This is a genomic window from Pseudomonas sp. SW-3 (genome assembly GCF_016615645.1).
GTDB lineage: Bacteria > Pseudomonadota > Gammaproteobacteria > Pseudomonadales > Pseudomonadaceae > Aquipseudomonas > Aquipseudomonas mandelii.
In genome coordinates this window covers 3,531,847-3,554,615 of record NZ_CP067098.1, presented here as the reverse complement: position 1 = coordinate 3,554,615, position 22,769 = coordinate 3,531,847, and the positions used below count along the sequence as shown (strand labels likewise).

Sequence of the window (22,769 nt, the reverse complement as noted above, 5' to 3'; positions counted from 1 at the left end):
TGGATAATGGCCTGCCGGCTAAAGGCTTCAGCTCTTAACCCCCGTTCCAGAGCCCTGAATGTAGGGTGTTAATGCCGGGAGATGGCCGTGAACATTAACTGTTTCAAGCTGTTTAGCGATGGGTGTTCCGTCCGATTGCGGGCGGACGTGCGCACGGCATCACAATGCAGGGTGACGAGAACGTTGTAAATCGCCACACTTTTGGCATTTTTCTGTGGTTAAACTATTAATCGAGTCACCATTCCACTTAGATCAACAGCCAGCCGTGACAACTCATTACTGGCCGCACTGGTTTGATTGGCACCTGCTGCAGACTGAGTCGACCAGATTACGATCAACCTCTCTAGATACTTGTGCCTGCTCCTCCGAAGCGCTTGCAATGACCAGATTTCGCTCGTTGCTCTGAGAAATAGACTCGGTTATCTGTGTTAAAGAATCACCCGCGGCATTTGCCAGGTATTTCTCCGCACCATCCCCGCTCAACAAGTTGGCTCATCGTGCATGCCGTCGGTAATAACAAGGGCAGGTCATAAATCTGCCCCATACCTGGTATGAGTGACTCTCTCTCGCTCGGTTGACGGGTCAATCCTTGATTTCACTCGGATCGCTGACCAACATTACTTTGTCCTGGATAGCGGCCAAGGTGTATTCGAGAAATGACCTGCCTCGTCCCAGATTCGCCGCCTTATCCTGCTGCAGTGCCTGTTGCAGAACGACGAGAAGATTCTGCGTCTTCGAGGATGAGGCAGGCGTCAAATTGTCTTCTTCCAAATTCCCCTTTACGTATTTGGCAATGCGAGTGGACTGGCTTGCCGAATGGCTGATGGAAGCCTCGACCAACTCACCTTCGGCATAACCGATGCGGCTCGTGCTGCTGGCCTGATCGTTGATCTGGTAGTACAGGTAATTCTGCGATTCCGAGTCCGTCGTCAGTTCCAGCTTTTGCCCGGCATACAGAGGCTTATGGTACTGGGCTGTCAGATGGGATTGCTGATCCTGAACAAGCGTGCGATTGAGCCGATTCGCACCTTTGGATTGCGTGGATTGGGACACGTCATAGCTGAATGAATCAAGTTCGGCAGGCCGCGCAGGATTGCCGTTTACAGTCTTCTCGGTGACCGTCGCACTGAAATCGGCCAGGCCGGTAAGCATGCTGCGGTCGGTGTCTGTCAGGTAGTTCGAGCCTGGGGGCTGCCGCACGGTTGCGGCGAGGCTTTCCGAGTAATTTGTGTGAACGGCCTTAAATGCACTATCGAACATCGACAGCAGGTGTCGGTCGCCGTCGCCTCGGTCGCGCGCCGCTTCTATTTGACGGATGTACCCCTCAAGCGCCTTGGCCTTCTGAGTGCTGTTGCCCAGAATCGCAGCATTTTTCAAGTCCACGGCTATGTTGAGATCGCCCGATGCGCCCTTCATGCTTACCCGGCGCTGGCTTGCATCGGCATGCTGCTCAAGGGTCTGCGTGCTGTCATCGCTGAGCTTGAATCGTGTCACCAGATCGACCGAGGAAAACACCTTGGAGTCGAACTGAATCAAGGTGTCCAGTTTGAGTTGCGGAGGCACCGCAGTGAGCCCTTGAATGGCCGACTCAAATCCGTCTGCCATTGCGCCCAGCGCAGCAAGTTCTTCTTTGCTGAGATCACCACCCTCGACCTGCGCCTGTACCGCCAGCGCATTGTCCTGACTGGAGAGGGTCAGTTGGATAGTTTTGCCACTCGCTGTATTCAGCGTGAGGCTGATGGAGTTATCTGCGATGCCACTATGGAGTTTGGCTTGGGCAGCCGCCAGCTCGCCAGCTTCAAGAGGCCTTCCAGTCGATGAGCGAAGGACTGACTGGGAAATGTTCTTGTTGGTCTCAGCCAGTTGCAAGAGTAGCGATGCGCCCAGATTTTGGAACCGGCCGGCCGTCGACGAACTTCCGAAATTGCCCCTCATGTGCAAGGACACTTTGTCATGCTGCGTGTATTCCCAGGAAAGCGGTGCGTCAAGCTGCGCTATCCCGCCCCGGGAGGTATACGTCAGTGCATCGACGGCTTTGTTATCTTGCAGCAAGGTGACTATCGACGAGGGCGAATCAGTGACGGCTGTTGATTCGATGGGATTGCCGATGGGCACGGTGGCCGCCACTTTAGCGATTGCCAGTGGCTGGGGGGCGGAGATTGAAGATATCAGGGTCACGGCAGCTCCATGCTCATTAAGTTCCTACCTCACTAGTCGGCGGTGATAGTGACAACTTGAGGTCCGCCCGGAGGTACTACAGGAAAACGACAACCTTGCGGGGATCAGATACCAAGCCCATCACCTTATGATCAGTCTCTTGTTGCCTGGCTGTAGAATCGTGCATCAATGCCCGGGCGATCAGAGGGAAGGGCACAAACACCCGGGGCCAAGAAAACGTGCTGCCAGAATTTTTTTTGAAATCAAGGGGTTGCCAGCCTCAGGAAATGAGTACATAATTCACGCCATCGAAAGCACAGACGGCTGAAAAAGCTCAATGTTTTCAAGGAGATAGAGCGTGAATCATAAGCTCGTTTCCTGTTCTAGGTTTGTACACATTCGATGTTGCGCTACATGACATCAAATGTTTGAGGCCGAGTAGCAAAATGGTTATGCAGTGGATTGCAAATCCACCTACGCCGGTTCGATTCCGACCTCGGCCTCCACTATAAACAAGCTCCGTAGATCTATGATTTACGGAGCTTTTTTATTTGCGCAACCTTGCAAGATTTTGTCTTGAAAAGGGGATCTGCGAACTTGCTTCACCGGGGCGGGATGTATATATTTCGTCCTCTGTTGCACAAGCCAGACAGCTTCACCGCGCTACCGCCCGAATGGCGAAACTGGTAGACGCATGGGACTTAAAATCCCCCGCTCGTAAGGGCGTGCCGGTTCGATTCCGGCTTCGGGCACCATACATATCAAAGGCCTGCATGAGGAAACTCATGCAGGCCTTTGTCGTTTCTGCTCCGCAATTCTTGATAGATGATCCTCGTCAACCTCAAGCCTGGTTCTCCCAGATTTTTGTAGCAGCGGTGCGCCGAACATAATCGCTGAAGTCGCGCGCGGGCCGGCCAAGTGCGCGCTGAACGCCATTGGCTAACGGCGTGTTGCGACCGTCGAGCACCGTGGTGAAGAGATAAAGCACCAGGTCAATCAACGGCGCAGGAAGTTGTGCCTGCTCCAGTGCCTGACGATATGCATCCGGCGGTACGGCGACGAAACTGATCTCGCGCCCGGTCCCTTGAGCAATCTCATCGACCGCTTGGGCAAAAGTCAGTGCCCGTGGCCCGGTCAATTCATAGAGTTGGCGTGAATGCCCCGGTTGGGTCAGTGCCTGGACTGCAATTTCGGCAATGTCCTCCACATCGACGAAGGGCTCCGCGATATTACCGACGGGAAGGGCCAGTTCTCCTTCAAGAATGGGCTCCAGAAAATGCGCCTCGCTGAAGTTCTGGAAGAACCAACTGGCCCGCAGGATCGTCCAGTCGACACCGCTGTTTTGAATGACACGTTCGGCTTGTTCCGCTTCAACCTCGCCACGTCCGGACAGCAGAACCAATTTGCCGACGCCACGATCGACGGCCAGGTTGGTAAACGCCTGGATTGTATCGAGGGCGCCCGGAACGGCGAGGTCCGGTTGATAGGAAATGTAAACAGCGTGAACGCCATCAAGCGCCGCATCCCAGGTCCGTCGATTTTCCCAGTCAAAGGGAGGATTCGCGCCGCGAGAACCCAAGCGCACAGGCAATCCTGCGGCCTGGAGATGCTGGGTGATCCTGCGCCCTGTTTTACCGGTCGCACCGAGAACGAGGAGGGTGTCCTGAGTGGTTTTCATCGCGTTCGTCTCCATCGGGTTAATGTGAGTAATACTCACGTTAAGAAGATGATAAACGCTCATGTTCTACCGTCAACCAATGTTAAGGAGGGAACCGACATACGGATGCAACCACTTGGGGGCGTTCGCGGGGGGTGCTAAGGTGAGTGCTTGTCATGTTATTGATCGGAATCACGCCAGTGCCAAAGAAAGCTGCCACCGGGCTCGAGCAACCTGCTGCAGAGCCGACCCGCCGCAATCCCACGCAACAACGCAGTCGCGAGCGGCAGGAGCGAATCCTGGCGGTGGCGACGCAACTGATCGCAACCAAGGGCAGCGACCAGGTAAAAATGAGCGAAATTGCCGAATACTCGGAGATCTCGATCGGATCGCTTTATCAGTACTTCCCTGACAAGAGCTCGGTCATTCGTACACTGGCCGAGCGCTATAACGCGGCAAGCCGTCGTTGTATCGAAGAGGCGCTGGTGACGGTGCAAGATGCGCAAGGGTTGGCGGATGCCTATTCGGACCTGCTGGATCAGTATTACGAGATCGTTCAGGCCGAACCTGCGATGCGTGATATTTGGTCAGGCATGCAGGCAGACAAGCAGTTGCTGGCGTTGGAGCTGGAGGAGAGTCGTGTGGCGGGCGGCTTGCTGGCCGATGCGATGCTGCGGGTGTTTCCAGGCAGCGATGCGCAGCGGGTTGCTGATTCTGCCTTTCTGATCTGGCAGCTAGGTGAAGCGACTATGCGACTGGCCATTTCTTGTGCGCCCGAAGAGGGCCGGCGGTTGTTTGAAGCCTTCAAGCGCATGTCGCTCGCTGAAATCATGGAGCCGGCGAACCTGAACACGTGCGACTCATCAACAGACCTGTCAGGGCCAATCCCCCGGTGAGAGCGAGCCGGCTCGCGATGGTTGAAGGTCAGTCACATCAATGTTGAATGTGCTGCCCTCATCGCGAGCAGGTTCTCTCCCGCATGAGATCTTTCCTGGCGCAGTTTTTAAACGAAAGGCTGGCCGGTAAAACCGCGGGGTAACCTTTGCAGTCCGGCCATGGCGGTCAACCGTTGTACCCAGGCGGCGCGCCAGTCATTGGCGGTGTGAGTGACTTTGGCCTTACGCGCAGCACGGCGTGCTGCGTTACGTTCGGCTTTGCGCGCGTCCTTGAACGCGTCGGTGTTGCGGCAGCTTCTGCACTTTACGCGGGTCAATTCGCTGGTTGATGTGAGATTGCTGCCTTTGTGACCGCAGGCCAGATGCCCGCTGACTTTGAAGTGAGTGACCATGGGACGTCTCCTTCGTGACGTGTGACTGTTTGACCTCCAGCTAATGAAGACGTTCGTTGGCTGCCGAGCGGGCAAAAAAATGGCCTGCATGCGGGCAGGCCAAGGGGTTCATCAAAGGAGTGAACCCACTGTAGGGTGTGTGTTGTGAACGTTACGTGAAAAGAAGTCACAAAAAATCCCGGCGTCAGGCCAGGTGGGGTTTGGAGAAAAAGATAATCAGACAGGCAAGGACGCGCTGACGATCAAGTCGCCGTTCACACGTCCTGGATCAGGCCCTGTTCTTGAATCGCGCGCCCAGATCGAATCATCTGAACCGCGGAAGAGGCGGGTCGACAGGTTTTAACGAAGACAGGGTGTTTCGAATCAGTGGCGCGTCTTTTTCAATGTCGTTCAGGCGGTCACGAATTCTGAGGGCTGTAGGATGCCCTCCTTGATGATCTACCCAATCGGCAATCTCCTTGCACGCAGCGGCAAGTCGAGCCTGGCGGGAGTCGAGCAGGGTAAGCAGAGTGGTGATGGACTCTTTTTCGGACATGGCAAACACCTCCGTTCAAGAAACCTGACAAATAGCAGCAAAAAGCCCGCTGGGTGCGAGCTTTCTGCCGATGGGGTCGCTGGTCCTTCAGCTGATTTCAGTATAGACCCGGACTTCAGGCTTGTCGGGCCGTCACTTGTGACCTGGTATTGAGCTGCCGGCATTCACGTTGGGCATCTTCTTCAAGATCGAAGCCGTCACCGATAAAGCCACGGGTGCGGGTATCTTCAATGCGATACCAGACGGCGGCGTCGGGTGGCGGGTGGCCGGCTTCTCCGGCCCGGCGGCCATGAATGATGATCTTGTTGCAACGCTTCACAACGAAAATGTCTTCCATGGCGTCACCGCAGCTGATTCATGTCCACATCAACTATAGAAGTTCTTTGCGATCGTGCAAAAAATGGATGGGTCATTTTGTCGATTCTGCCTCAGCGATCATTTTCTCCAGATACATGGCGAGCCCGACTTCTTCTGCCCTGAGACCTTTACGCAGTCTCGGCCGCGGCAGTTGGGCCAAGGCGCCGAGCATAAAACCTTCGAGCACCGCCGGGTGGATGTAGCACTTGCGGCACACGGCCGGGGTGTTACCGAGTTGCCTGGCAACGTTCTTGACCATCTCGACCACATGCCGTTTCGCGTCCGACTCAGGCTCCCACTGCAACTCACGCAGCACCGACAACGCCAGGACGCTCCCGGCCCATGTCCGATAATCCTTGGCCGTGAAGTCGGCGCCGGTGAGGGTTTGCAGGTAGGCATTGACATCTGAGGAGCTGACGGTGTGTCGCTCGCCATTTTCGTCCAGGTATTGGAAAAGGTCTTGTCCGGGAATCTCCAGGCAGCGCTTGATAATTCGCGCCAGGCGTCGGTCTTTCACGGTGATCTGGTGTTCGACACCACTCTTGCCGCGAAACTGGAATAGGATCGCGCTGCCGTTGACCTCGACGTGACGGCTGCGCAGGGTGGTCAGGCCATAGGAGCGATTTTCCCGGGCGTATTGCGTGTTGCCGACCCGAATCAGCGTCGCATCGAGCAAGGTAATCACGGTGGCCATGACTTTATCTCGGCTGAAACCCGGAGCGTCCAGCAGCGTTTCAAGCTGTTTGCGCAGCTTCGGCAGTGCCAGGCCAAAGTCCCGCAGGCGTGAGTATTTATCGGCATCGCGCACTTCGCGCCAACGCGCGTGATAACGGTATTGCTTGCGACCGCGAGCGTCACGGCCGGTGGCTTGCAAATGACCACGTGGGTCGGCGCAGATCCACACATTGGTATAGGCCGGCGGCACGGCAAGGGCGTTGAGGCGCTTGATTTCGTCGGGATCGGTAATGCGCTGGCCCGCAGGATCGAAGTAGCAGAATTTGCCACGCAAGCGTTTGCGGGTGATTCCAGGCTGCGTGTCGTCGACGTAGTGCAGGTCGGGTGGCAGCACATCGGGCAGCGCGGTATCGGGCATGGCAAAAAATCCTTGGCGACGAAGTCAGGGGGCCTGTACAGCCATTGACCGCGTCCATTCGCCGTGGTGCCGACGAATTTACGCCAGCACGGCCACCGCTTTGATCTGCGCCCAGAGTTGCTGGCCGGGGTGCACGCCCAGTTGGTCCCGGGAGTAGCGGGTGATGCGTGCCAGCAGCGGTGTGCCGGCCGCATTCAGGCGGATCAGCACGTGGGCGGCGTTATCGGCGCCGATTTCGCTGATCACCGTCACCGGCAAGCGATTGAGGATGCTGCTGTGCTCGACGCCTTGCAGGCTCAGGCTGACATCCCGCGCCTGGACCTTGCAACGTAGCGCCTGGCCTTGGGTCATCGGAGCGTGCGCCACGCGAATGCTCAGGTCGGTATCGGGCAGCTGCAGCGTCAGCAACTGATAGTGCGGGTCATAGGCGCTGACATGGCCTTCAATCACCACGCCCGCATCGTCGCCCAGCGCCAGGGGCAAATCGAGACGCGCCAGGGTTTCGCCGATTGGTCCGCTGGCCAGCGCTTTGCCGTCGCTGAGCAGGACGATGTGGTCGGCCAGTCGGGCGACCTCATCCTGTGAATGGCTGACGTACAGCACCGGGATATCGAGTTCATCGTGCAGGCGTTGCAGATAAGGCAGGATTTCGTTTTTGCGCTGGCTATCCAGCGCCGCCAGCGGTTCGTCCATCAGCAACAGTTTGGGGCTGGTGAGCAGCGCGCGGGCGATGCCGATTCGTTGCCGTTCGCCTCCGGACAGGTGCTGCGGATGGCGGTCCAGCAGATGACCAATGCCCAACAGTTCAGTGGCATGCGCCATGTCAACCCGGCGTTGCTGCTTGGGGATGCGCTTCAGCCCGAACTCCAGATTGGCCAGCACCGAAAGGTGAGGAAACAGGCTGGCCTCCTGAAAAACATACCCAAGCGCACGTTTATGCGGCGGTACGAAAATCTTCTTGTCACTGTCCTGCCAGACTTCATCGTTGACCTGAATAAAGCCCTGTTCGGCCTGCTCCAGACCGGCGATACAGCGCAGGCACGTGGTCTTGCCTGACCCGGAATGGCCGTAAAGTGCCGTTACTCCGCGGCCGGGCAATTGCAGATCCACCTCCAGGGCGAATCCTGAATAAGTCAGTTTAAGGCGCATATGAATCATCGATCAGCTCCAGCCCGCTTTGGTTTTACGGCTGGAATAGAGCGCCAGCAATACGGTAAAGGAGAACACCAGCATTGCCCCGGCGAGCCAATGGGCCTGGGCATATTCCATGGCTTCAACGTGATCGTAGATCTGCACCGAGACCACGCGGGTCTTGTCGGGAATGTTGCCGCCGATCATCAGCACCACGCCGAACTCGCCGACAGTGTGGGCGAAACCGAGAATGGCCGCGGTGATGAAGCCGGGGCGAGCCAGCGGCAGAATCACGCTGAAAAAGGTGTCCCATGGATTGGCGCGCAAGGTGGCGGCCACTTCCAGCGGGCGGGTGCCAATGGCGGAAAAGGCGTTTTGCAGCGGCTGGACCACGAACGGCATCGAGTACAGCACCGAACCGATCACCAGTCCCGCAAAACTGAATGTGAGCGTGCCGAGCCCCAGTGACTGGGTGAATTGGCCGACAAAACCGTTAGGGCCGAGCGCCAACAACAAATAAAAGCCAATCACCGTGGGCGGCAGGACCAGGGGCAGGGCGACAATTGCCCCGACCGGGCCGCGCAACCACGAGCGGGTGCGCGACAGCCATAACGCAATCGGAGTGCCGATGATCAACAGGATAACCGTCGTCAGGGACGCCAGTTTCAGGGTCAGCCAGATGGCGGAAAAGTCGGCACTCGTCAGCGTCATTTAGAGTTGGTAACCGTAGGACTTGATAATGGCGACGGCTTTCGGCCCCTTGAGGTAGTCAGCCAGTGCCTTGGCGGCCGGGTTGTCCTTGCCCTTGTTGAGGATCACCGCGTCTTGTTTGATCGGGTCGTGCATGTCGGCCGGGACGATCCAGGCCGAACCGCCGGTGACTTTGCCGTCTTTGTAGATCTGCGACAAGGCCACGAAGCCGAGTTCAGCGTTGCCGGTGGAAACGAACTGATAGGCCTGGGTGATGTTCTGGCCTTCAACGAGCTTGTCTTTGACCTTGTCGGTCAGGCCCAGTTTGGCCAGCACCTGAGTGGCGGCAAGGCCATAAGGCGCGGCTTTCGGGTTGGCGATGGAAAGGTGCTTGTATTCGTTCCTTTTCAGCACATCGCCCTTGGCATCGACGTAATCCTCCTTGGCTGACCACAGTGCCAGCGTGCCAACGGCGTAGGTGAAGCGCGAACCCTTGACGGCGTCGCCTTCAGCTTCGAGTTTTTGCGGGGTGGTGTCGTCGGCAGAGAGGAATACTTCGAACGGCGCGCCATTCTTGATCTGGGCGTAGAACTGACCGGTTGCACCAACGGAGGTGACCAGTTTATGCCCGGTGTCTTTTTCGAAATCGGCGGCGATGGCCTGGATCGGCGCGGTGAAGTTGGCGGCGACGGCCACCTGGACTTCGCCTGCCTGAGCGGAGCCGAACGCGAAGACGGCGAGCAGGCTTGCGAGGCAGGTCGGGGCAAAACGTGAGGCACGCAGGGGCATGAAACGGCTCCGTGATAGGCGAATGCAACGAGGGGGCGAAACGCTATATATCGAAATATATAGCGTAATGCCCGCAAACGGAATGTGTTGGAGCCGAATCTGTGAAGTTGCGTGATCCTGGAGCAGCAGGCTACAGCAGCGTGCTTCAGCGACGGAGCAACTTGGCCAAACCTTCCTCCGCCAAACGCCGAGTCAGCTCTGCCGTACTCACTTCAACGCCCAACGTGAATGCCTGCCCAGCCCAGAGATTGCTGAAATCCGCTTCGCCCTTGGCCCGCAACGGCATCAACGCACCACCGGCCAACGGGAAGGCCGGGGCTTTATCGCTCATGGGGCCGAGTTCGCGCATCACCCGATTGAGGATTCCTCGTGCTGGGCGGCCGGTGAAAAGATTGGTCACCGCCGTCTCGCTTTCCTTGGCCGTGCGCAGCGCCTTGTGGTGAGACGCGCTGACCTTGGCCTCTGGCGTGAACAGGTAAGCCGTCCCCACCTGCACCGCCGAAGCGCCCAACAGAAAAGCTGCCGCCACCCCCCGCGCATCACTGATCCCACCCGCTGCAATCACCGGCACTTTCACCGCATCGACGACCTGAGGCACGAGGGCGAATGTGCCGACCTGACTGCTCAAGTCATCGCTGAGGAACATTCCCCGATGTCCGCCTGCCTCGTAGCCCATGGCGATGATCGCGTCGCAGCCATGTTGTTCCAGCCAGACGGCTTCTTCGACGGTGGTCGCCGAGGAAAGAATTTTCGCCCCGGTGGCTTTTACCCGATCCAGCAGTGATTGTTCCGGCAGGCCGAAGTGAAAACTCACGACTTCGGGACGGAATTCTTCGAGCACTTCGCAGGCGGCGTTATCGAACGGCGCGCGATTGGATACCGGTGTGGGTGCCTCGAAATCGACGCCCAGTTCTCGATAATACGGTTCCAGCAGGTTTTTCCATTCCCGAGCCCGTTGCTCATCGGCGGCCGGGGTCTGATGGCAAAAATAGTTGATATTGAACGGACGCTGGCTCTGTTGGCGGATCGTCTTCAGCTCTTCGCGCAACTGCTCGATGCTCAGCATCGCCGCGGGCATCGAGCCCAGGCCGCCAGCGTTACTCGCGGCGATAACCATGGCCGAGCCGGTAGCGCCGGCCATAGGAGCCTGGATGATCGGCAGTTCGATGCCGAGCAGGTCAAGAATACGGGTGTCTGGCCATTGGCTCATTTCAATGATTCTCCGGCGGATAGAACCGGTTTTTTACCAGCAATGGTTGATGCAGAGCCAGTCGACTTTTGTATCCGGGACGTTTTCCGTTATTCAAGGGCCTTAAAAAAAGGCGTAACCGCACGTCATGGTAGCGCTCGGTGCATCGTAGGTTTGGCTAAAGTCTTGTACGGCGAGATGTTTCTTTGTGGTATTTCAATGCCCCCACAACCGGATCGATTGCATTGAGAGGCAATGATGTTCAAAGGTATTTTGATCGACAAAGACGACAGCGGTTACCGGGCCACACTGCAAGAGATCAATGACGATCAACTGCCCGAGGGCGATGTGACGGTGCGGGTCGCGTACAGCACCTTGAACTTCAAGGATGGCCTGGCGATCACCGGCAGCAGCCCGGTGGTCAGGAAATTCCCCATGGTGCCGGGAATCGACCTGGCCGGTACGGTCGAAGTCAGCGAGCATCCGGACTACAAGGTCGGTGACCAGGTCTTGCTCAATGGGTGGGGCGTAGGCGAAGGGCATTGGGGCGGGCTCGCACAAAAAGCGCGCCTCAAGGGCGACTGGCTGATCCCACTGCCCAAGGAATTCACCGCGGCTCAAGCCATGGCAATCGGCACGGCCGGTTACACGGCGATGCTGTGCATCCTGGCGCTGGAGCATAATGGTGTCACGCCTGAGCAGGGCGAAGTCCTGGTCACCGGGGCCAACGGCGGCGTAGGCAGTTTCGCCATCGCGCTGCTGAGCAAGCTTGGCTATAAAGTCGTAGCGTCCACGGGGCGCACCGCCGAGCACGATTACCTCAAGCAACTGGGCGCCAGCGAGATCATTGATCGCCCCACTCTGTCCTTGCCGGGCAAGCCGCTGGCCAAGGAACGCTGGGCGGCGGTGATCGACTCGGTCGGCAGCCACACGCTGGCCAACGCCTGCGCCAGCACCAAGGCCAATGGCACGGTCGCCGCCTGTGGTCTTGCACAAGGCATGGATTTCCCGGCCTCCGTCGCGCCGTTCATTTTGCGTGGCGTGACGTTGGCCGGGATCAACAGCGTGACCCAGCCCAAAGCCAAGCGGATGGAAGCCTGGAATCGGCTGGCCAAGGATCTGGACTTCGCGTTGCTGCCACTGATCAGCCATGAAATCGGCTTGAGCGAAGCTATCGACGCCGCACCGCGCTTGCTCGCCGGACAATTGCGCGGGCGAGTGGTGGTCGATGTGAATCGGTGATTACACGGTTTCGCGTTCCAGCAACTGACGCTTGCGCTCGACACCCCAGCGATAGCCCGAGAGGTTGCCGTCGCTGCGTACCACGCGGTGGCACGGGATCGCCACTGCAATACTGTTCGCGCCGCAGGCCTGAGCCACGGCGCGCACGGCTTTGGGCGCGCCGATACGCTGAGCGATATCGGCGTAGCTGGCGGTGCTGCCTGCAGGAATCTCCCGCAGCGCCTGCCAGACCCGCTCTTGAAAAGCGGTGCCGCGCACGTCCAGCGGCAAATCCAGGCCAATTGCCGGGGCTTCGATAAAACCGACAACCTTGGCAATCAACTGCTCGAACGCGTGATCGGCGCCAATCAGATTCGCACGCCGAAACTTGTCCTGCAGGTCGCAAACCAGTTGATGCGGATCATCCCCCAGCAGGATCGCGCAAACACCGCGTTCACTTTGCGCCACCAGAATGGCCCCCAGGGAACACTGGCCAACGGCAAAACGAATGTCGTTGTTCTGGCCCGCCGCGCGGTAATCCCCCGGCTTCATGCCCAGCAGTTTATCGGCCGATTCATAGAAGCGGCTGTTGGAGTTGAAACCGGCGTCATACAGGGCGTCGGTGACTGAGCCGCCGTCGGCCAGGCGTTCGCGCACTTTGCGGGAACGATGGGCGGTTGCGTACCCCTTGGGTGTCAGCCCGGTCACGGCTTTGAATACGCGGTGGAAATGGAAGCTGCTCAGGCCTGCTGCCTGCGCCAGCTCATTTAACGCAGGCGGATTTTCGGCGGATTCGATGTGGCGGCAGGCGACAGCGACGGTTGCTGCGTGTTGTGCGGCTACATCGCTTTGATCCTTCGTGGCCCGTTTGCTGGGACGATAGCCCGCCGCCAGGGCTTGTTCTGCCGTGTCGAAAAATTCGACATTCTGCGGTTTCGGCAAGCGTGCCAGGCTGCTGGGGCGGCAATAGATTCCAGTGGTTTTCACGGCGTAGACAAACTGCCCGTCGGCACCGGGATCCCGTGCAACGACGGCGGCCCAGCGAGGATCGTCCTCGGTGGCAATCCTGGTCGAATGAGTTGTCATGGTTTCATGTCCGTTGACCCGTTTTTTCCAGATTAACAAGCCCCCAGCACCACAGCACTCCGAGTCTTGCGGTTGAATTCTTGGGCTTCATCCGGCGGTTCGAAAGGTGAAGTTGATCCGTTGTTCACCCAGGCGCGGGTGATGGCCGTCCTTGATCGGCAGCACGCCGTGATAACGCAAACGATCGACGCCACCCCAGACCACGATATCGCCATGCAGCAACGGTACACGCTGGCTTTTATCGCTTCGTTCAAACCCGCCGAACAGGAACATTGCCGGCAATCCCAATGACACCGACACGATCGGTGCGGCGTAGGAACCTTCGTTCTTGTCTTGGTGCAATGACATCCTGGCCCCGGGGACATAGCGGTTGATCAGGCAGGAGTCAGGGACAAACCCGGCAAATCCCGCTTCCCGTGCCGCCGCTTGTGCCAGTTCGAAAAACACGTCAGGCATCTCGGGCCAGGGGCGTCCGGTCTGTGGGTCATTGCGCGTATACCGGTAGCCGCTGCGGTCGGTGGTCCAGCCCCAGGTGCCGCAACTGCTCAAGGCCACCGACATGGTAAAGCCGCCGGGGGTGACCATCTGCCGAAACGGAGCGGCCGCCAGAACCGCTTCAAGTGCTGGCAACAATCGATCGAGCCGGGGCAGGGCAAAGCCGCGCAAGACGAAGGACTGTTCACCGATCTGCTCACGTCTGGGCTCCTGCTCGGGTTCGGCATCGGCAAAAAGATCGAAAGTGGTCGGGCTCATGGGGTCATAACGCATCGTGAAAGATGATTCCAAGGGTATGCCGTTTTCCGCTGTGCAGGCGACTCACGCCGTGACGCATGGTCACTCGGTAATAGCCGCGAACGCCTTTGACCGGTCGCTGGCTCACGGCAAAGATCAGACCATCGCCTTTCTTCAGGCGGATCACCTGCGGGCGTGACTGCATCCGCGGGCGTTGTTCGGTTAGCACAAACTCGCCGCCGGTAAAGTCTTCGTCCGGTTCCGACAGAAGAATCGCCACCTGCAGCGGGAACACGTGTTCGCCGTACAGATCCTGGTGCAAACAGTTGTAGTCCTGCGGGCCATATTGCAGCAATAACGGAGTCGGGCGTTCCTGACCGGCGGCATGGCAGCGTTGCAGGAACGCTTCGTGGGTTGCGGGGAAACGGGACGGCAAGTCCATGCATTCATACCAGCGGTTGGCGATCGGCACCAGTCGAGGGTAGAGCGCACTGCGCAAGCGGGCGACTGTGTCCGGCAAGGGGTAGTTGAAATACTTGTACTCGCCACGGCCAAAACCGTGTCGCGCCATGATCACTTGAGAGCGGAAGGGCGCTGACTGGGTATAGAGCGCACTGACGTCATCGCACGCCTGCGCACTCAACAGCGACTTGATGACAGCGCAGCCATCCTGATCGATTTGTTGCCCCAGGGCCGCCCAGTCCAGCGCATCGAAGGTTTGCTCGCTCATCGCTGAGCCTCGCGATCCAGCAACTGCCGTTTGCGCTCCAGTCCCCAGCGATAACCGCCGAGGCTGCCGTCCTGGCGCAGCACCCGATGGCAAGGCACGATAACGGCCACCGGGTTGGCCCCACAGGCATTCGCTACCGCCCGGGAAGCGCTGGGCTGACCCAGGCGCTGGGCGATATCACGGTAGCTGGCGGTTTCACCGACGGGGATTTTCCGCAGGACTTCCCAGACTCGCCGTTGAAATACGCTGCCGCTCAGGTGCAGTGGGAGATCGAGTGCGGTGTGTGGGTTTTCGAGGTGGCGCAGGGTTTGCTCCAGGGCCGGCATCAAACCTTCATCGCGCTGCGGCGGTGGCGGGCCAGGGAAACGCCGCGCCAGATCGCGTTCGAGCGTGATCAAGTCTTCACCGAGCAGCAACGCGCACAGGCCCTCGGCGCTGAACGCCAGCAACAAGACGCCTAGGCTGGAAGTGCCGCTGATGTAGCGAATCGGGGAGGTAGACATGTTCTGACTCCTTAACCAAAGGTCGAGGTGGCCAGTCTAGGGGGCGCCAAGGGAGTGAACACTCCGGCGCTTGCGGTCGAATTCAAGACGGGCGCGGAGCACGACGTCCATGTTGTCGCTCCGGGTGCCGGGTCGCGTTACAGTGCTTTGCTGACGGCAATGTCGCTGATGACGTCGTCGCTCGAACCATGAATGGCGTCCAGCGCAGCTTTGGCTTCTTCTTCAGTGCCTTTTTCGAGCTGGGCAAATTCGAAGCGGCGTTCGCCGTTGAGTTTGTATTTGATGACGTACTTGGTCGTTTGGGCCACGGTCATACCTGCTTTTATTCGTGTGGGAGCGTCACTCAGCTCAGTTTCGTGCTGGAGCGACGGATGATCTTGATCGAGTGCGTCAGGGTCGGTTTGCGGGTCACGCTGATCGGACGGCGGTTGACCGTGTCGATGGTGATGTTCCAGAAACCGGTGCTCGGTGCAGTAATCCGGGCCGGGAAAGTATCGAACGCACCGCCGTGGTAAGTGTGACGGCCGCCGTTCTTGAAGCTGCGGAAGTTGGCGTCGTTCATCAAGCGGATGTTGCATGTTTGGGAGCACTGGATGACGACGATGTCGTCTTCGTTGAGGTGCTCGCGCTGGTGGATAAATTTCATGAGGCGCCTCCAGAAGGGCTTTTTCTACAAAATCAAAACGATAGCATGGGCGATTGGCGCAGTTTATCAGCCCGAACAGGTTATTATCCGGTCGTCGAGGTTCGCTTTGACAATTAAAAACAGTTATTCGGAATTCTATGAGCGATAAACGCAGCGAGCCTCGGAGAAAATCAGCATTTGTGCTGTCGGAGGGTCTTTATCGGAGGTTTTGTATGAAGTGGGGTGTGTTGGCCTTGCCGTTGGCATTGGTGATGAGTGGCTGTGCGAATGTCTCGGAGATTAATGAGACGTTGCCTACCATGAACGTGATCTCAGGCAAAAAGCCCAATGAATACGCGCAATGCCTGGTCGAAAAACTGGCCGACAGTCGTGGCGCCCTGCAACTGGAGTCAACCAAGGACGGGATGCGCGTCATCGTGCCGGCGAAATTTTCATCGGCCCCGGCAGCCGTGTTCGACATCGAAGACCGTTCGGGTGGCAGTGGTATAAAGCTGCATGAGCGTATGTCCAATGTGCCGGTGCGTCCTAAAGACGTGCAGAAAGCCGCCAACGCCTGCATTTCCGGCTGATAGACTAGCCACCGTTCACACCGATGCCGTCAAAGTCATGCTTTGGCGGCATTGTCTTTTCTGGAGTCGAGCATGAAGCGAGAGCAGGTACAGGAACGCCATGCAGAGGGACTGATCTCTGCCACCCACGTCATTCAAAATCCCGCGAACCCGGGGGAATGGATCGTGTTTTTCAAGAAGAGCGCCGGGCGCAGCTATTTTCTGGTGGATGATAACGATGAGGTCGAGTCGTTTGCTCGTCTCGACGATTTGATCGAGACCGTGCGTGGTCTCGGAATCAAATTTGCGGAAATTCACATGTAGGGCAGGGCGCCCTACTTGCAGACCACCACGACACTGCGGTTCTTGAAGTTGCCGACATCGACCCCCAGGGTTTTGTCGCTTTCCTTGGTGGAAGGCGATCCGTCGGTGCCGACGATCCGGTAGCCGGTCCCCGCGCAAGAGGCATCGGCTTTTTCATAGCACGTGGCCCAGGAGTTGGCTTCGCCGGAGCAGTCGATTGCCAGGCCTTGCTCTCCGTTGTTCAGGTACATTTTCTCGGAAGTGGCGCAGCCGCTCAGGGCCAGGATTGCAATCAGGGGCAAAAATTTAGTCATGTCGTTGTCGTCGTCAGGATGATGGGGCTAAGCCTGTGACAGCGCAGGCAGCAAAAGGTTATAGCGAATGGCCACTTGTTTGTACCTGACCACAAAAAAGCCCTGCTCAATGGCAGGGCTCTGCGAGTGCCGCAGGATATCAGTCCTGACTCTTGCCGCGTCGCTTCGGCGCGGGGTGGGTGTAGTCGAACACCGACGCCACTTCAATCGCCATCGCTTCGCTGGGTAACGGCCCGGAAACATCTTCGCCATTGGCGGCGGTAATGCGCCACTGGCCATCTTTTCCTTTGTCGACCGTGTACCCGTTGATGATTTTTGCTACGGTCATCTATCTGTCTCGTTCACTGGTTCAAAGTTGCCATGATACCGGCAAATGCTCGCATTGGGGGACGATAAGCGTATGGTGGTCGAGTTTGTCGGCCTCTTTGAGCTACGCTGATTTGACCGCGTGAAAATGCGGATTGAACTATCCGCGGGAATATTTCTCTATGATGGCATCGGTTAGCCAGCGCGGGGCATTGTAAGGTGCACTCCGCCTGATTAGACTGCGCCGAAACTCGTACACACAGCCCTTTCAAGGACTTATATGATCAAGAAATGCTTGTTCCCAGCAGCCGGTTACGGTACTCGCTTCCTGCCAGCGACTAAAGCCATGCCCAAAGAAATGCTGCCGGTGGTAAACAAGCCACTGATCCAGTACGGCGTCGAAGAAGCACTGGACGCTGGTTTGACTGAAATCTCCATCGTCACCGGTCGTGGCAAACGCGCCCTGGAAGACCACTTCGACATCAGCTACGAGCTGGAAAACCAGATCAAGGGCACCGACAAAGAGAAGTACCTGGTCGGCATCCGCAAGCTGCTCGACAACTGCTCGTTCTCCTACACCCGCCAGACCGAAATGAAAGGCCTGGGCCACGCGATTCTGACCGGTCGCCCACTGATCGGCGACGAACCGTTCGCCGTGGTGCTGGCGGATGACTTGTGCGTCAACCTCGAAGGCGACGGCGTACTGACCCAGATGGTCAAACTGTACAAGCAGTTCCGCTGCTCGATCGTTGCCATCCAGGAAGTCGACCCGCAAGAAACTCACAAGTACGGCGTGATTGCCGGTGAGATGATCCGCGATGACATCTACCGTGTTCACAGCATGGTCGAGAAGCCAAAGCCTGAAGATGCACCGTCGAACCTGGCGATCATCGGTCGTTACATCCTGACGCCGGACATCTTCGACCTGATCGAACAAACCGAGCCAGGCAAGGGTGGTGAAATCCAGATCACCGACGCCCTGATGAAGCAAGCCCAGAACGGCTGCGTCATGGCTTACAAGTTCAAAGGCAAGCGTTTCGACTGCGGTGGCGCTGAAGGCTACATCGACGCGACCAACTTCTGCTTCGAGAACTTCTACAAGACTGGCAAGGCTTACTGATAGCGCTTGACCTGCTTGTATTGAAAAGCCACCTTCGGGTGGCTTTTTCATTTGCCGCCCCCCGATATCGCTTGCAGCGCTTGCCCAACGGACGTCTGCGGGTATGCTGGTTGCCTGCCGAGGAGATTGAAAATGGCCTACGATTTTGACCTTTATGTAATTGGCGCCGGTTCCGGCGGTGTACGGGCTGCGCGTTTCGCTGCTGGTTTTGGCGCGAAAGTGGCGGTGGCTGAAAGTCGTTACCTGGGTGGTACGTGCGTGAACGTCGGCTGCGTGCCGAAGAAATTGCTGGTCTACGGCGCGCACTTCGCTGAAGACTTCGAGCAGTCTTCGGGCTTTGGCTGGACGTTGGGTGAAGCGAAGTTTGACTGGGCGACGCTGATCGCCAACAAGGATCGCGAGATCAATCGCCTGAATGGCATTTACCGCAACTTGCTGGTCAACAGCGGTGTGACCTTGCATGAAGGCCACGCCAAAATCGTCGACCCGAACACCGTCGAAATCAATGGCGAGCGTCACACCGCTAAAAACATCCTGATTGCGACCGGTGGCTGGCCGCAGATCCCGGAGATTCCGGGGCATGAACACGCGATCAGTTCCAACCAGGCGTTTTTCCTCAAAGAGTTGCCCAAGCGCGTTCTGGTGGTGGGCGGCGGTTACATCGCTGTCGAATTCGCCGGGATCTTCCACGGGCTGGGCGCCGACACTACGTTGTTGTATCGCGGCGAGCTGTTCCTGCGCGGCTTCGACGGTGCGGTACGCAAGCATTTGCAGGAGGAGCTGACCAAGCGCGGCATGAACCTGCAATTCAACGCCGACATCGAGCGCATCGATAAACAGTCCGATGGCAGCCTGAAGGTGACGCTCAAGGATGGTCGCGAGCTGGAAGCGGATTGTGTGTTCTACGCCACCGGTCGCCGGCCGATGCTCGACAACCTCGGGCTGGAAAATACCGGCGTCAAACTCGACAAGAAAGGTTTCATCGCGGTCGATGATCAGTATCAGACTGCGGAGCCGTCGATTCTGGCGCTTGGCGATGTGATCGGCCGTGTCCAGCTGACCCCCGTCGCTTTGGCTGAGGGCATGGCCGTGGCGCGTCGCTTGTTCAAGCCTGAGCAATATCGTCCGGTGGATTACAAGATGATCCCGACCGCCGTGTTCAGCCTGCCAAACATTGGCACTGTCGGCTTGAGCGAGGAAGATGCGCGCGAAGCTGGCCACGAGGTGCAGATTTTCGAAAGCCGTTTCCGGCCGATGAAGCTGACCCTGACCGAGTGCCAGGAGCGCACGCTGATGAAGCTGGTGGTCGATGCCAAGACCGACAAGGTTTTGGGTTGCCACATGGTCGGGCCGGATGCCGGTGAGATCGTTCAGGGCTTGGCGATTGCCTTGAAGGCTGGTGCGACCAAGCGCGATTTCGACGAAACCATCGGCGTGCATCCTACTGCCGCCGAAGAGTTCGTCACCATGCGCACGCCGGTTGCCGGTTAATCGCTCTTTTCACTCTCTGATGCGTCTGGCGCTGTTGCAATGACAGCGGCCAGGCGCAGGCTTTCGTCGAGGCTCGCCCGAGTCTTGAGCAAATCGATTTCCAGCACTTTGTTTATCTGCGACTGCTCGTCGACGCTTTGCTTGAGCGACTGACTTTCCAACAGTGCGGCACGCAAGCGTTCCTGGAGGAGGGTGCGTTCACTGTCGATGCGGTTGACCTGCTCCAGCAGTTGATCCTGGCGGCTGTGGGTGTGTTTGAGTTGCTCCTGTAGCAGCCCAAGTTCGCGTAGCGTTCCACGGTTCTCAGTGAGCAGGCGCTCGTTGTCGCGGTGCAATTGTGTGATTTCGTCCTGACGCACCAATGCGCTTTGCTGGGCCTGGCGCAATTCCATCTGAATCTGTTGCAACTGGCCTTCGTGGCGGCTCTGTTCCTGCTCGCGCTGTTCCTTGATGGCGTTGCGGTAGTGTTCCAGTGCATCGCGTGCGTGCAGGTGCTTTTCTTCCAGTGAGCGGATCTGCACATCCTTGTCTTGCAAGCGTAAATCGAAATCGGCCAGTGCCTGGTTCAATCCGGCGTTGCGGGTTTGCTCGGTCTGCAGCATGGCGCGGGTTTCGTGCAGCGCTTCGGATTCTTGAGTCAGGGCCAGGCTTTGAATTTCGTATTGCTGGTGCAGTTCAGTGTTGGCTTGCCGGGCTTCAGTCAGCTGGATTTCCAGTTCCTTCCGTTGCTGATCGAATTGCGCGCGTGCCTGGTCGATGGGCTCTTGCGCCTGCTCCTTGAGGCGCTGCGCCAGACGCGCGACCAAGCCTGCGAGCTCATCATCGATGGGTTCAGAGGGAGTTTCGGCGCGCTCGCTGCCATCGTCCAGCTCCTTCAAATAGCGGTGAATGGTGGTTTTTGAGCCGGTATTGCCCATCTCGATCCGTACTGCATCGATGCTGGGGTTTTCGCCACGGGCAAGGATTGCCAAACGTGCCGCCTGCACCACCGCTTTGTTTACGCCGCCACGAGCCATTTCTTCTCCTACGATTTCGTACTGTGGTACATGCCACTAAAGTAAGCAGTGTACCATCATCAACAAAAAGATAAAAAATGTAAGTTGTTGAGGCGGGATATACTGGTATTACCCCGCGTGATACGCCGTGTTACACGTTTTACTTCACCAAAGCGGTACATTTTCGAGAGATAGCCCATGACCGACCTGGATCGCTACCTGCAAGCCGCCACCCGCGACAACACGCGTCGCAGCTACCGGGCGGCCATCGAGCATTTCGAAGTCAGTTGGGGTGGTTTCCTGCCTGCGACGAGCGACAGCGTGGCGCGTTATCTGGTGGCCCATGCGGGCGTGCTGTCGATCAATACGTTGAAGTTGCGTTTGTCAGCGCTGGCGCAGTGGCATAACAGCCAGGGATTCGCCGACCCCACCAAGTCGCCGGTGGTGCGCAAGGTCTTCAAGGGCATACGGGCGCTGCACCCGGCCCAGGAGAAGCAGGCCGAGCCATTGCAGCTTCAGCATTTGGAGCAAGTGGTGGCATGGCTGGAACAGGAGGCCAAAACCGCCAGGGCGCAAAACGATCAGCCAGGATTGCTTCGCGCCAAGCGTGACACCGCGCTGATCTTGCTGGGCTTCTGGCGTGGCTTTCGCAGTGATGAATTGTGCCGCGTACAAATCGAACACGTGCAGGCGATCGCCAGTTCAGGCATCACCCTCTACCTGCCGCGCAGCAAAAGCGATCGCGAAAACCTCGGCAAGACTTACCAGACCCCGGCCCTGCAGCGCCTCTGCCCAGTGAACGCCTACATTCAATGGATCACGGAAGCTGCGCTGGTCCGCGGGCCGGTGTTTCGCGGAATCGACCGCTGGGGTCACTTGAGCGAGGAGGGCTTGCACGCCAACAGCGTGATCCCTTTGTTGCGCCAGGCCTTGGAACGTGCCGGCATTTCGGCGGACCACTACACCAGCCATTCCCTGCGCCGCGGCTTTGCCAGTTGGGCCCATCAGAGTGGTTGGGATCTGAAATCGTTGATGAGTTATGTGGGTTGGAAGGATGTGAAGTCAGCCATGCGCTATGTTGAAGTCAGCCCGTTTCTCGGGATGGCGCGAGTCGCTGAAAAGCCATTGGTGAGCTAGATACCGTTTTCTTCTATTAATACTGTCCGCTAATAGCGAAAACCAATCAGCAGCATGAGCTTTGCCAATGAGCCAGGCGGCGATCGAGTGGGTAGGATTCACCCCATCAACTTCTCAACCAAACTTTTCAACCCTGACGGAGAGTCATCGATGCCTATCATCAACAGCCAAGTTAAACCGTTCAAAGCTGACGCCTTCAAAAATGGCGACTTCGTAAAAGTGTCGGACGCTGACCTGAAAGGCAAGTGGTCTGTCGTGTTCTTCTACCCAGCCGACTTCACCTTCGTTTGCCCGACCGAACTGGAAGACCTGGCTGACAACTACGACGCGTTCCAGAAACTGGGCGTCGAGATCTACAGCGTTTCCACCGACACCCATTTTGCCCACGCTGCCTGGCACAACACTTCGCCAGCCATCGGCAAAATCCAGTACACCATGATCGGCGACCCGACTCACGCTATCTCCCGCAACTTCGACGTGCTGATCGAAGACGCTGGCCTGGCTGACCGTGGCACCTTCGTGATCAACCCTGAAGGCCAGATCAAAATCGTTGAACTGAACGATGGCGGCGTTGGCCGTGACGCTTCCGAGCTGCTGCGCAAAATCAAGGCTGCCCAGTACGTCGCTGCTCACCCAGGCCAGGTTTGCCCAGCCAAGTGGAAAGAAGGCGAGGCCACTCTGGCTCCGTCCCTGGACCTGGTCGGCAAGATCTAAGTCTGTGAAAGCACTATCAGGGCGGGTTTCCGCACCT

The 22,769-nt window shown here is 57.9% G+C and carries 27 protein-coding genes, 2 tRNA genes and 1 pseudogene; 10 read left to right on the top strand and 20 right to left on the bottom strand.

Annotation, left to right across the window (positions count from 1 at the left end):
* Positions 1-218: 218 nt before the first annotated feature.
* Both JIO00_RS15890 and JIO00_RS15885 read right to left on the bottom strand, forming a co-directional pair.
* Positions 219-456, bottom strand: a pseudogene (locus tag JIO00_RS15890) (methyl-accepting chemotaxis protein); the annotation flags it as partial.
* A gap of 126 nt (positions 457-582) precedes the next feature.
* Positions 583-2,178 carry a lactate dehydrogenase gene (locus tag JIO00_RS15885; RefSeq protein WP_200666246.1) on the bottom strand — a complete coding sequence of 532 codons (1,596 nt, stop codon included), beginning with the start codon at positions 2,176-2,178 and terminating at the stop codon, positions 583-585.
* 411 nt (positions 2,179-2,589) lie between these two features.
* Between JIO00_RS15885 and JIO00_RS15880 the strand changes: the two genes are divergently transcribed.
* A tRNA-Cys gene (locus JIO00_RS15880) sits at positions 2,590-2,663 on the top strand.
* A 162-nt stretch (positions 2,664-2,825) separates the two neighbouring features.
* Positions 2,826-2,912: transfer RNA gene (locus JIO00_RS15875), tRNA-Leu, on the top strand.
* Positions 2,913-2,998: 86 nt separating this feature from the next.
* Here the strand turns inward: JIO00_RS15875 and JIO00_RS15870 are convergent.
* Positions 2,999-3,835, bottom strand: coding sequence for an NAD(P)H-binding protein (locus JIO00_RS15870; protein ID WP_200666244.1), 837 nt, complete (start codon positions 3,833-3,835; stop codon positions 2,999-3,001).
* 155 nt (positions 3,836-3,990) lie between these two features.
* Here JIO00_RS15870 and JIO00_RS15865 point away from each other — a divergent pair, with 155 nt between their 5' ends.
* Complete coding sequence (locus JIO00_RS15865; RefSeq protein ID WP_200666242.1) at positions 3,991-4,710, top strand: TetR/AcrR family transcriptional regulator; 720 nt, start codon at positions 3,991-3,993, stop codon at positions 4,708-4,710.
* 107 nt (positions 4,711-4,817) lie between these two features.
* Here JIO00_RS15865 and JIO00_RS15860 read toward each other — a convergent pair whose 3' ends face one another.
* The 8 genes from JIO00_RS15860 to JIO00_RS15825 form a co-directional block, all read right to left on the bottom strand.
* Entirely contained in the window at positions 4,818-5,102 is a 285-nt protein-coding gene (locus JIO00_RS15860) for a hypothetical protein (protein WP_010460748.1), read from the bottom strand.
* Between the two features lie 304 nt (positions 5,103-5,406).
* Positions 5,407-5,637 (bottom strand): hypothetical protein, encoded by a 231-nt coding sequence (locus JIO00_RS15855; RefSeq protein WP_010460746.1) that lies wholly within the window; start codon positions 5,635-5,637, stop codon positions 5,407-5,409.
* Between the two features lie 115 nt (positions 5,638-5,752).
* Positions 5,753-5,974 (bottom strand): hypothetical protein, encoded by a 222-nt coding sequence (locus JIO00_RS15850; RefSeq protein ID WP_083376626.1) that lies wholly within the window; start codon positions 5,972-5,974, stop codon positions 5,753-5,755.
* A 72-nt stretch (positions 5,975-6,046) separates the two neighbouring features.
* Positions 6,047-7,087, bottom strand: coding sequence for a DNA topoisomerase IB (locus tag JIO00_RS15845; protein ID WP_010460743.1), 1,041 nt, complete (start codon positions 7,085-7,087; stop codon positions 6,047-6,049).
* 78 nt (positions 7,088-7,165) lie between these two features.
* On the bottom strand, positions 7,166-8,245 hold the full coding sequence (modC, locus tag JIO00_RS15840; RefSeq protein WP_010460742.1) for a molybdenum ABC transporter ATP-binding protein: 1,080 nt from the start codon (positions 8,243-8,245) through the stop codon (positions 7,166-7,168).
* 3 nt (positions 8,246-8,248) lie between these two features.
* Positions 8,249-8,929 carry a molybdate ABC transporter permease subunit gene (modB, locus tag JIO00_RS15835; protein WP_154912152.1) on the bottom strand — a complete coding sequence of 227 codons (681 nt, stop codon included), beginning with the start codon at positions 8,927-8,929 and terminating at the stop codon, positions 8,249-8,251.
* Positions 8,930-9,697, bottom strand: coding sequence for a molybdate ABC transporter substrate-binding protein (gene modA, locus JIO00_RS15830; RefSeq protein WP_234452890.1), 768 nt, complete (start codon positions 9,695-9,697; stop codon positions 8,930-8,932).
* Between the two features lie 145 nt (positions 9,698-9,842).
* Positions 9,843-10,907 (bottom strand): NAD(P)H-dependent flavin oxidoreductase, encoded by a 1,065-nt coding sequence (locus JIO00_RS15825; RefSeq protein ID WP_083376631.1) that lies wholly within the window; start codon positions 10,905-10,907, stop codon positions 9,843-9,845.
* 237 nt (positions 10,908-11,144) lie between these two features.
* Between JIO00_RS15825 and acuI the strand changes: the two genes are divergently transcribed.
* On the top strand, positions 11,145-12,128 hold the full coding sequence (gene acuI, locus JIO00_RS15820; RefSeq protein ID WP_200666240.1) for an acrylyl-CoA reductase (NADPH): 984 nt from the start codon (positions 11,145-11,147) through the stop codon (positions 12,126-12,128).
* Here the strand turns inward: acuI and ada are convergent, their stop codons facing one another.
* From ada to JIO00_RS15790, 6 genes are all read right to left on the bottom strand, one after another.
* Positions 12,129-13,193, bottom strand: coding sequence for a bifunctional DNA-binding transcriptional regulator/O6-methylguanine-DNA methyltransferase Ada (ada, locus tag JIO00_RS15815; RefSeq protein WP_083376632.1), 1,065 nt, complete (start codon positions 13,191-13,193; stop codon positions 12,129-12,131).
* A gap of 87 nt (positions 13,194-13,280) precedes the next feature.
* Positions 13,281-13,961, bottom strand: coding sequence for a DNA oxidative demethylase AlkB (alkB, locus tag JIO00_RS15810; RefSeq protein WP_077747738.1), 681 nt, complete (start codon positions 13,959-13,961; stop codon positions 13,281-13,283).
* Positions 13,951-14,655, bottom strand: coding sequence for a 2OG-Fe(II) oxygenase (locus JIO00_RS15805; protein ID WP_077747739.1), 705 nt, complete (start codon positions 14,653-14,655; stop codon positions 13,951-13,953). The genes alkB and JIO00_RS15805 overlap by 11 nt, the downstream gene beginning before the upstream one ends.
* Positions 14,652-15,158: a methylated-DNA--[protein]-cysteine S-methyltransferase gene (locus JIO00_RS15800; RefSeq protein ID WP_077747740.1), complete on the bottom strand. Its 507-nt coding sequence runs from the start codon at positions 15,156-15,158 to the stop codon at positions 14,652-14,654. Before JIO00_RS15800 ends, JIO00_RS15805 begins: the two co-directional genes overlap by 4 nt.
* A 137-nt stretch (positions 15,159-15,295) precedes the next feature.
* A complete protein-coding gene (locus tag JIO00_RS15795; protein ID WP_010460725.1) occupies positions 15,296-15,472 on the bottom strand; it encodes a hypothetical protein in 177 nt (58 codons plus the stop codon).
* Between the two features lie 29 nt (positions 15,473-15,501).
* Positions 15,502-15,804, bottom strand: a complete 303-nt coding sequence (locus tag JIO00_RS15790; protein WP_007946189.1) for a DUF1883 domain-containing protein — start codon at positions 15,802-15,804, stop codon at positions 15,502-15,504.
* A 212-nt stretch (positions 15,805-16,016) separates the two neighbouring features.
* Here JIO00_RS15790 and JIO00_RS15785 point away from each other — a divergent pair, with 212 nt between their 5' ends.
* Positions 16,017-16,373 carry a hypothetical protein gene (locus JIO00_RS15785; RefSeq protein ID WP_083376633.1) on the top strand — a complete coding sequence of 119 codons (357 nt, stop codon included), beginning with the start codon at positions 16,017-16,019 and terminating at the stop codon, positions 16,371-16,373.
* 72 nt (positions 16,374-16,445) lie between these two features.
* Positions 16,446-16,676 (top strand): hypothetical protein, encoded by a 231-nt coding sequence (locus JIO00_RS15780; RefSeq protein WP_010460721.1) that lies wholly within the window; start codon positions 16,446-16,448, stop codon positions 16,674-16,676.
* An 11-nt stretch (positions 16,677-16,687) separates the two neighbouring features.
* Here the strand turns inward: JIO00_RS15780 and JIO00_RS15775 are convergent, their stop codons facing one another.
* Both JIO00_RS15775 and JIO00_RS15770 read right to left on the bottom strand, forming a co-directional pair.
* Complete coding sequence (locus JIO00_RS15775) at positions 16,688-16,969, bottom strand: hypothetical protein (RefSeq protein ID WP_010460719.1); 282 nt, start codon at positions 16,967-16,969, stop codon at positions 16,688-16,690.
* A 139-nt stretch (positions 16,970-17,108) separates the two neighbouring features.
* A complete protein-coding gene (locus JIO00_RS15770; protein ID WP_102594162.1) occupies positions 17,109-17,297 on the bottom strand; it encodes a hypothetical protein in 189 nt (62 codons plus the stop codon).
* A 258-nt stretch (positions 17,298-17,555) separates the two neighbouring features.
* Between JIO00_RS15770 and galU the strand changes: the two genes are divergently transcribed.
* Positions 17,556-18,395 carry a UTP--glucose-1-phosphate uridylyltransferase GalU gene (galU, locus tag JIO00_RS15765; RefSeq protein ID WP_010460715.1) on the top strand — a complete coding sequence of 280 codons (840 nt, stop codon included), beginning with the start codon at positions 17,556-17,558 and terminating at the stop codon, positions 18,393-18,395.
* Between the two features lie 132 nt (positions 18,396-18,527).
* Positions 18,528-19,886: a glutathione-disulfide reductase gene (gene gorA / locus JIO00_RS15760; RefSeq protein WP_102594163.1), complete on the top strand. Its 1,359-nt coding sequence runs from the start codon at positions 18,528-18,530 to the stop codon at positions 19,884-19,886.
* Here the strand turns inward: gorA and JIO00_RS15755 are convergent.
* Positions 19,883-20,902, bottom strand: coding sequence for a DNA-binding protein (locus JIO00_RS15755; RefSeq protein ID WP_200666238.1), 1,020 nt, complete (start codon positions 20,900-20,902; stop codon positions 19,883-19,885). The two genes, gorA and JIO00_RS15755, sit on opposite strands and share 4 nt — an antisense overlap.
* Before the next feature lie 177 nt (positions 20,903-21,079).
* On the opposite strand from JIO00_RS15755, the gene JIO00_RS15750 reads away from it, so the two are divergent.
* The gene (locus JIO00_RS15750; RefSeq protein WP_154504837.1) at positions 21,080-22,018 is read left to right on the top strand and encodes a site-specific integrase; all 939 of its coding nucleotides are present in this window, start codon (positions 21,080-21,082) and stop codon (positions 22,016-22,018) included.
* Positions 22,019-22,168: 150 nt separating this feature from the next.
* Positions 22,169-22,732: an alkyl hydroperoxide reductase subunit C gene (gene ahpC, locus JIO00_RS15745; RefSeq protein ID WP_010460707.1), complete on the top strand. Its 564-nt coding sequence runs from the start codon at positions 22,169-22,171 to the stop codon at positions 22,730-22,732.
* Positions 22,733-22,769: the final 37 nt, after the last annotated feature.

Excerpts from the sequence above, each read along its gene's own strand:
- JIO00_RS15825 (WP_083376631.1), bottom strand. The coding sequence starts at position 10,907 with ATGAGCCAATGGCCAGACACCCGTATTCTTGACCTGCTCGGCATCGAA.
- modB (WP_154912152.1), bottom strand. The coding sequence starts at position 8,929 with ATGACGCTGACGAGTGCCGACTTTTCCGCCATCTGGCTGACCCTGAAA.
- galU (WP_010460715.1), top strand. The coding sequence starts at position 17,556 with ATGATCAAGAAATGCTTGTTCCCAGCAGCCGGTTACGGTACTCGCTTC.
- JIO00_RS15855 (WP_010460746.1), bottom strand. The coding sequence starts at position 5,637 with ATGTCCGAAAAAGAGTCCATCACCACTCTGCTTACCCTGCTCGACTCC.
- acuI (WP_200666240.1), top strand. The coding sequence starts at position 11,145 with ATGTTCAAAGGTATTTTGATCGACAAAGACGACAGCGGTTACCGGGCC.
- JIO00_RS15795 (WP_010460725.1), bottom strand. The coding sequence starts at position 15,472 with ATGACCGTGGCCCAAACGACCAAGTACGTCATCAAATACAAACTCAAC.
- JIO00_RS15775 (WP_010460719.1), bottom strand. The coding sequence starts at position 16,969 with ATGACTAAATTTTTGCCCCTGATTGCAATCCTGGCCCTGAGCGGCTGC.
- JIO00_RS15785 (WP_083376633.1), top strand. The coding sequence starts at position 16,017 with ATGAAGTGGGGTGTGTTGGCCTTGCCGTTGGCATTGGTGATGAGTGGC.
- JIO00_RS15770 (WP_102594162.1), bottom strand. The coding sequence starts at position 17,297 with ATGACCGTAGCAAAAATCATCAACGGGTACACGGTCGACAAAGGAAAA.
- JIO00_RS15790 (WP_007946189.1), bottom strand. The coding sequence starts at position 15,804 with ATGAAATTTATCCACCAGCGCGAGCACCTCAACGAAGACGACATCGTC.
- JIO00_RS15845 (WP_010460743.1), bottom strand. The coding sequence starts at position 7,087 with ATGCCCGATACCGCGCTGCCCGATGTGCTGCCACCCGACCTGCACTAC.
- modC (WP_010460742.1), bottom strand. The coding sequence starts at position 8,245 with ATGATTCATATGCGCCTTAAACTGACTTATTCAGGATTCGCCCTGGAG.
- JIO00_RS15750 (WP_154504837.1), top strand. The coding sequence starts at position 21,080 with ATGACCGACCTGGATCGCTACCTGCAAGCCGCCACCCGCGACAACACG.
- gorA (WP_102594163.1), top strand. The coding sequence starts at position 18,528 with ATGGCCTACGATTTTGACCTTTATGTAATTGGCGCCGGTTCCGGCGGT.
- alkB (WP_077747738.1), bottom strand. The coding sequence starts at position 13,961 with ATGCGTTATGACCCCATGAGCCCGACCACTTTCGATCTTTTTGCCGAT.
- ahpC (WP_010460707.1), top strand. The coding sequence starts at position 22,169 with ATGCCTATCATCAACAGCCAAGTTAAACCGTTCAAAGCTGACGCCTTC.
- modA (WP_234452890.1), bottom strand. The coding sequence starts at position 9,697 with ATGCCCCTGCGTGCCTCACGTTTTGCCCCGACCTGCCTCGCAAGCCTG.
- JIO00_RS15865 (WP_200666242.1), top strand. The coding sequence starts at position 3,991 with ATGTTATTGATCGGAATCACGCCAGTGCCAAAGAAAGCTGCCACCGGG.
- ada (WP_083376632.1), bottom strand. The coding sequence starts at position 13,193 with ATGACAACTCATTCGACCAGGATTGCCACCGAGGACGATCCTCGCTGG.
- JIO00_RS15755 (WP_200666238.1), bottom strand. The coding sequence starts at position 20,902 with ATGGCTCGTGGCGGCGTAAACAAAGCGGTGGTGCAGGCGGCACGTTTG.
- JIO00_RS15870 (WP_200666244.1), bottom strand. The coding sequence starts at position 3,835 with ATGAAAACCACTCAGGACACCCTCCTCGTTCTCGGTGCGACCGGTAAA.
- JIO00_RS15860 (WP_010460748.1), bottom strand. The coding sequence starts at position 5,102 with ATGGTCACTCACTTCAAAGTCAGCGGGCATCTGGCCTGCGGTCACAAA.
- JIO00_RS15850 (WP_083376626.1), bottom strand. The coding sequence starts at position 5,974 with ATGGAAGACATTTTCGTTGTGAAGCGTTGCAACAAGATCATCATTCAT.
- JIO00_RS15780 (WP_010460721.1), top strand. The coding sequence starts at position 16,446 with ATGAAGCGAGAGCAGGTACAGGAACGCCATGCAGAGGGACTGATCTCT.
- JIO00_RS15800 (WP_077747740.1), bottom strand. The coding sequence starts at position 15,158 with ATGTCTACCTCCCCGATTCGCTACATCAGCGGCACTTCCAGCCTAGGC.
- JIO00_RS15805 (WP_077747739.1), bottom strand. The coding sequence starts at position 14,655 with ATGAGCGAGCAAACCTTCGATGCGCTGGACTGGGCGGCCCTGGGGCAA.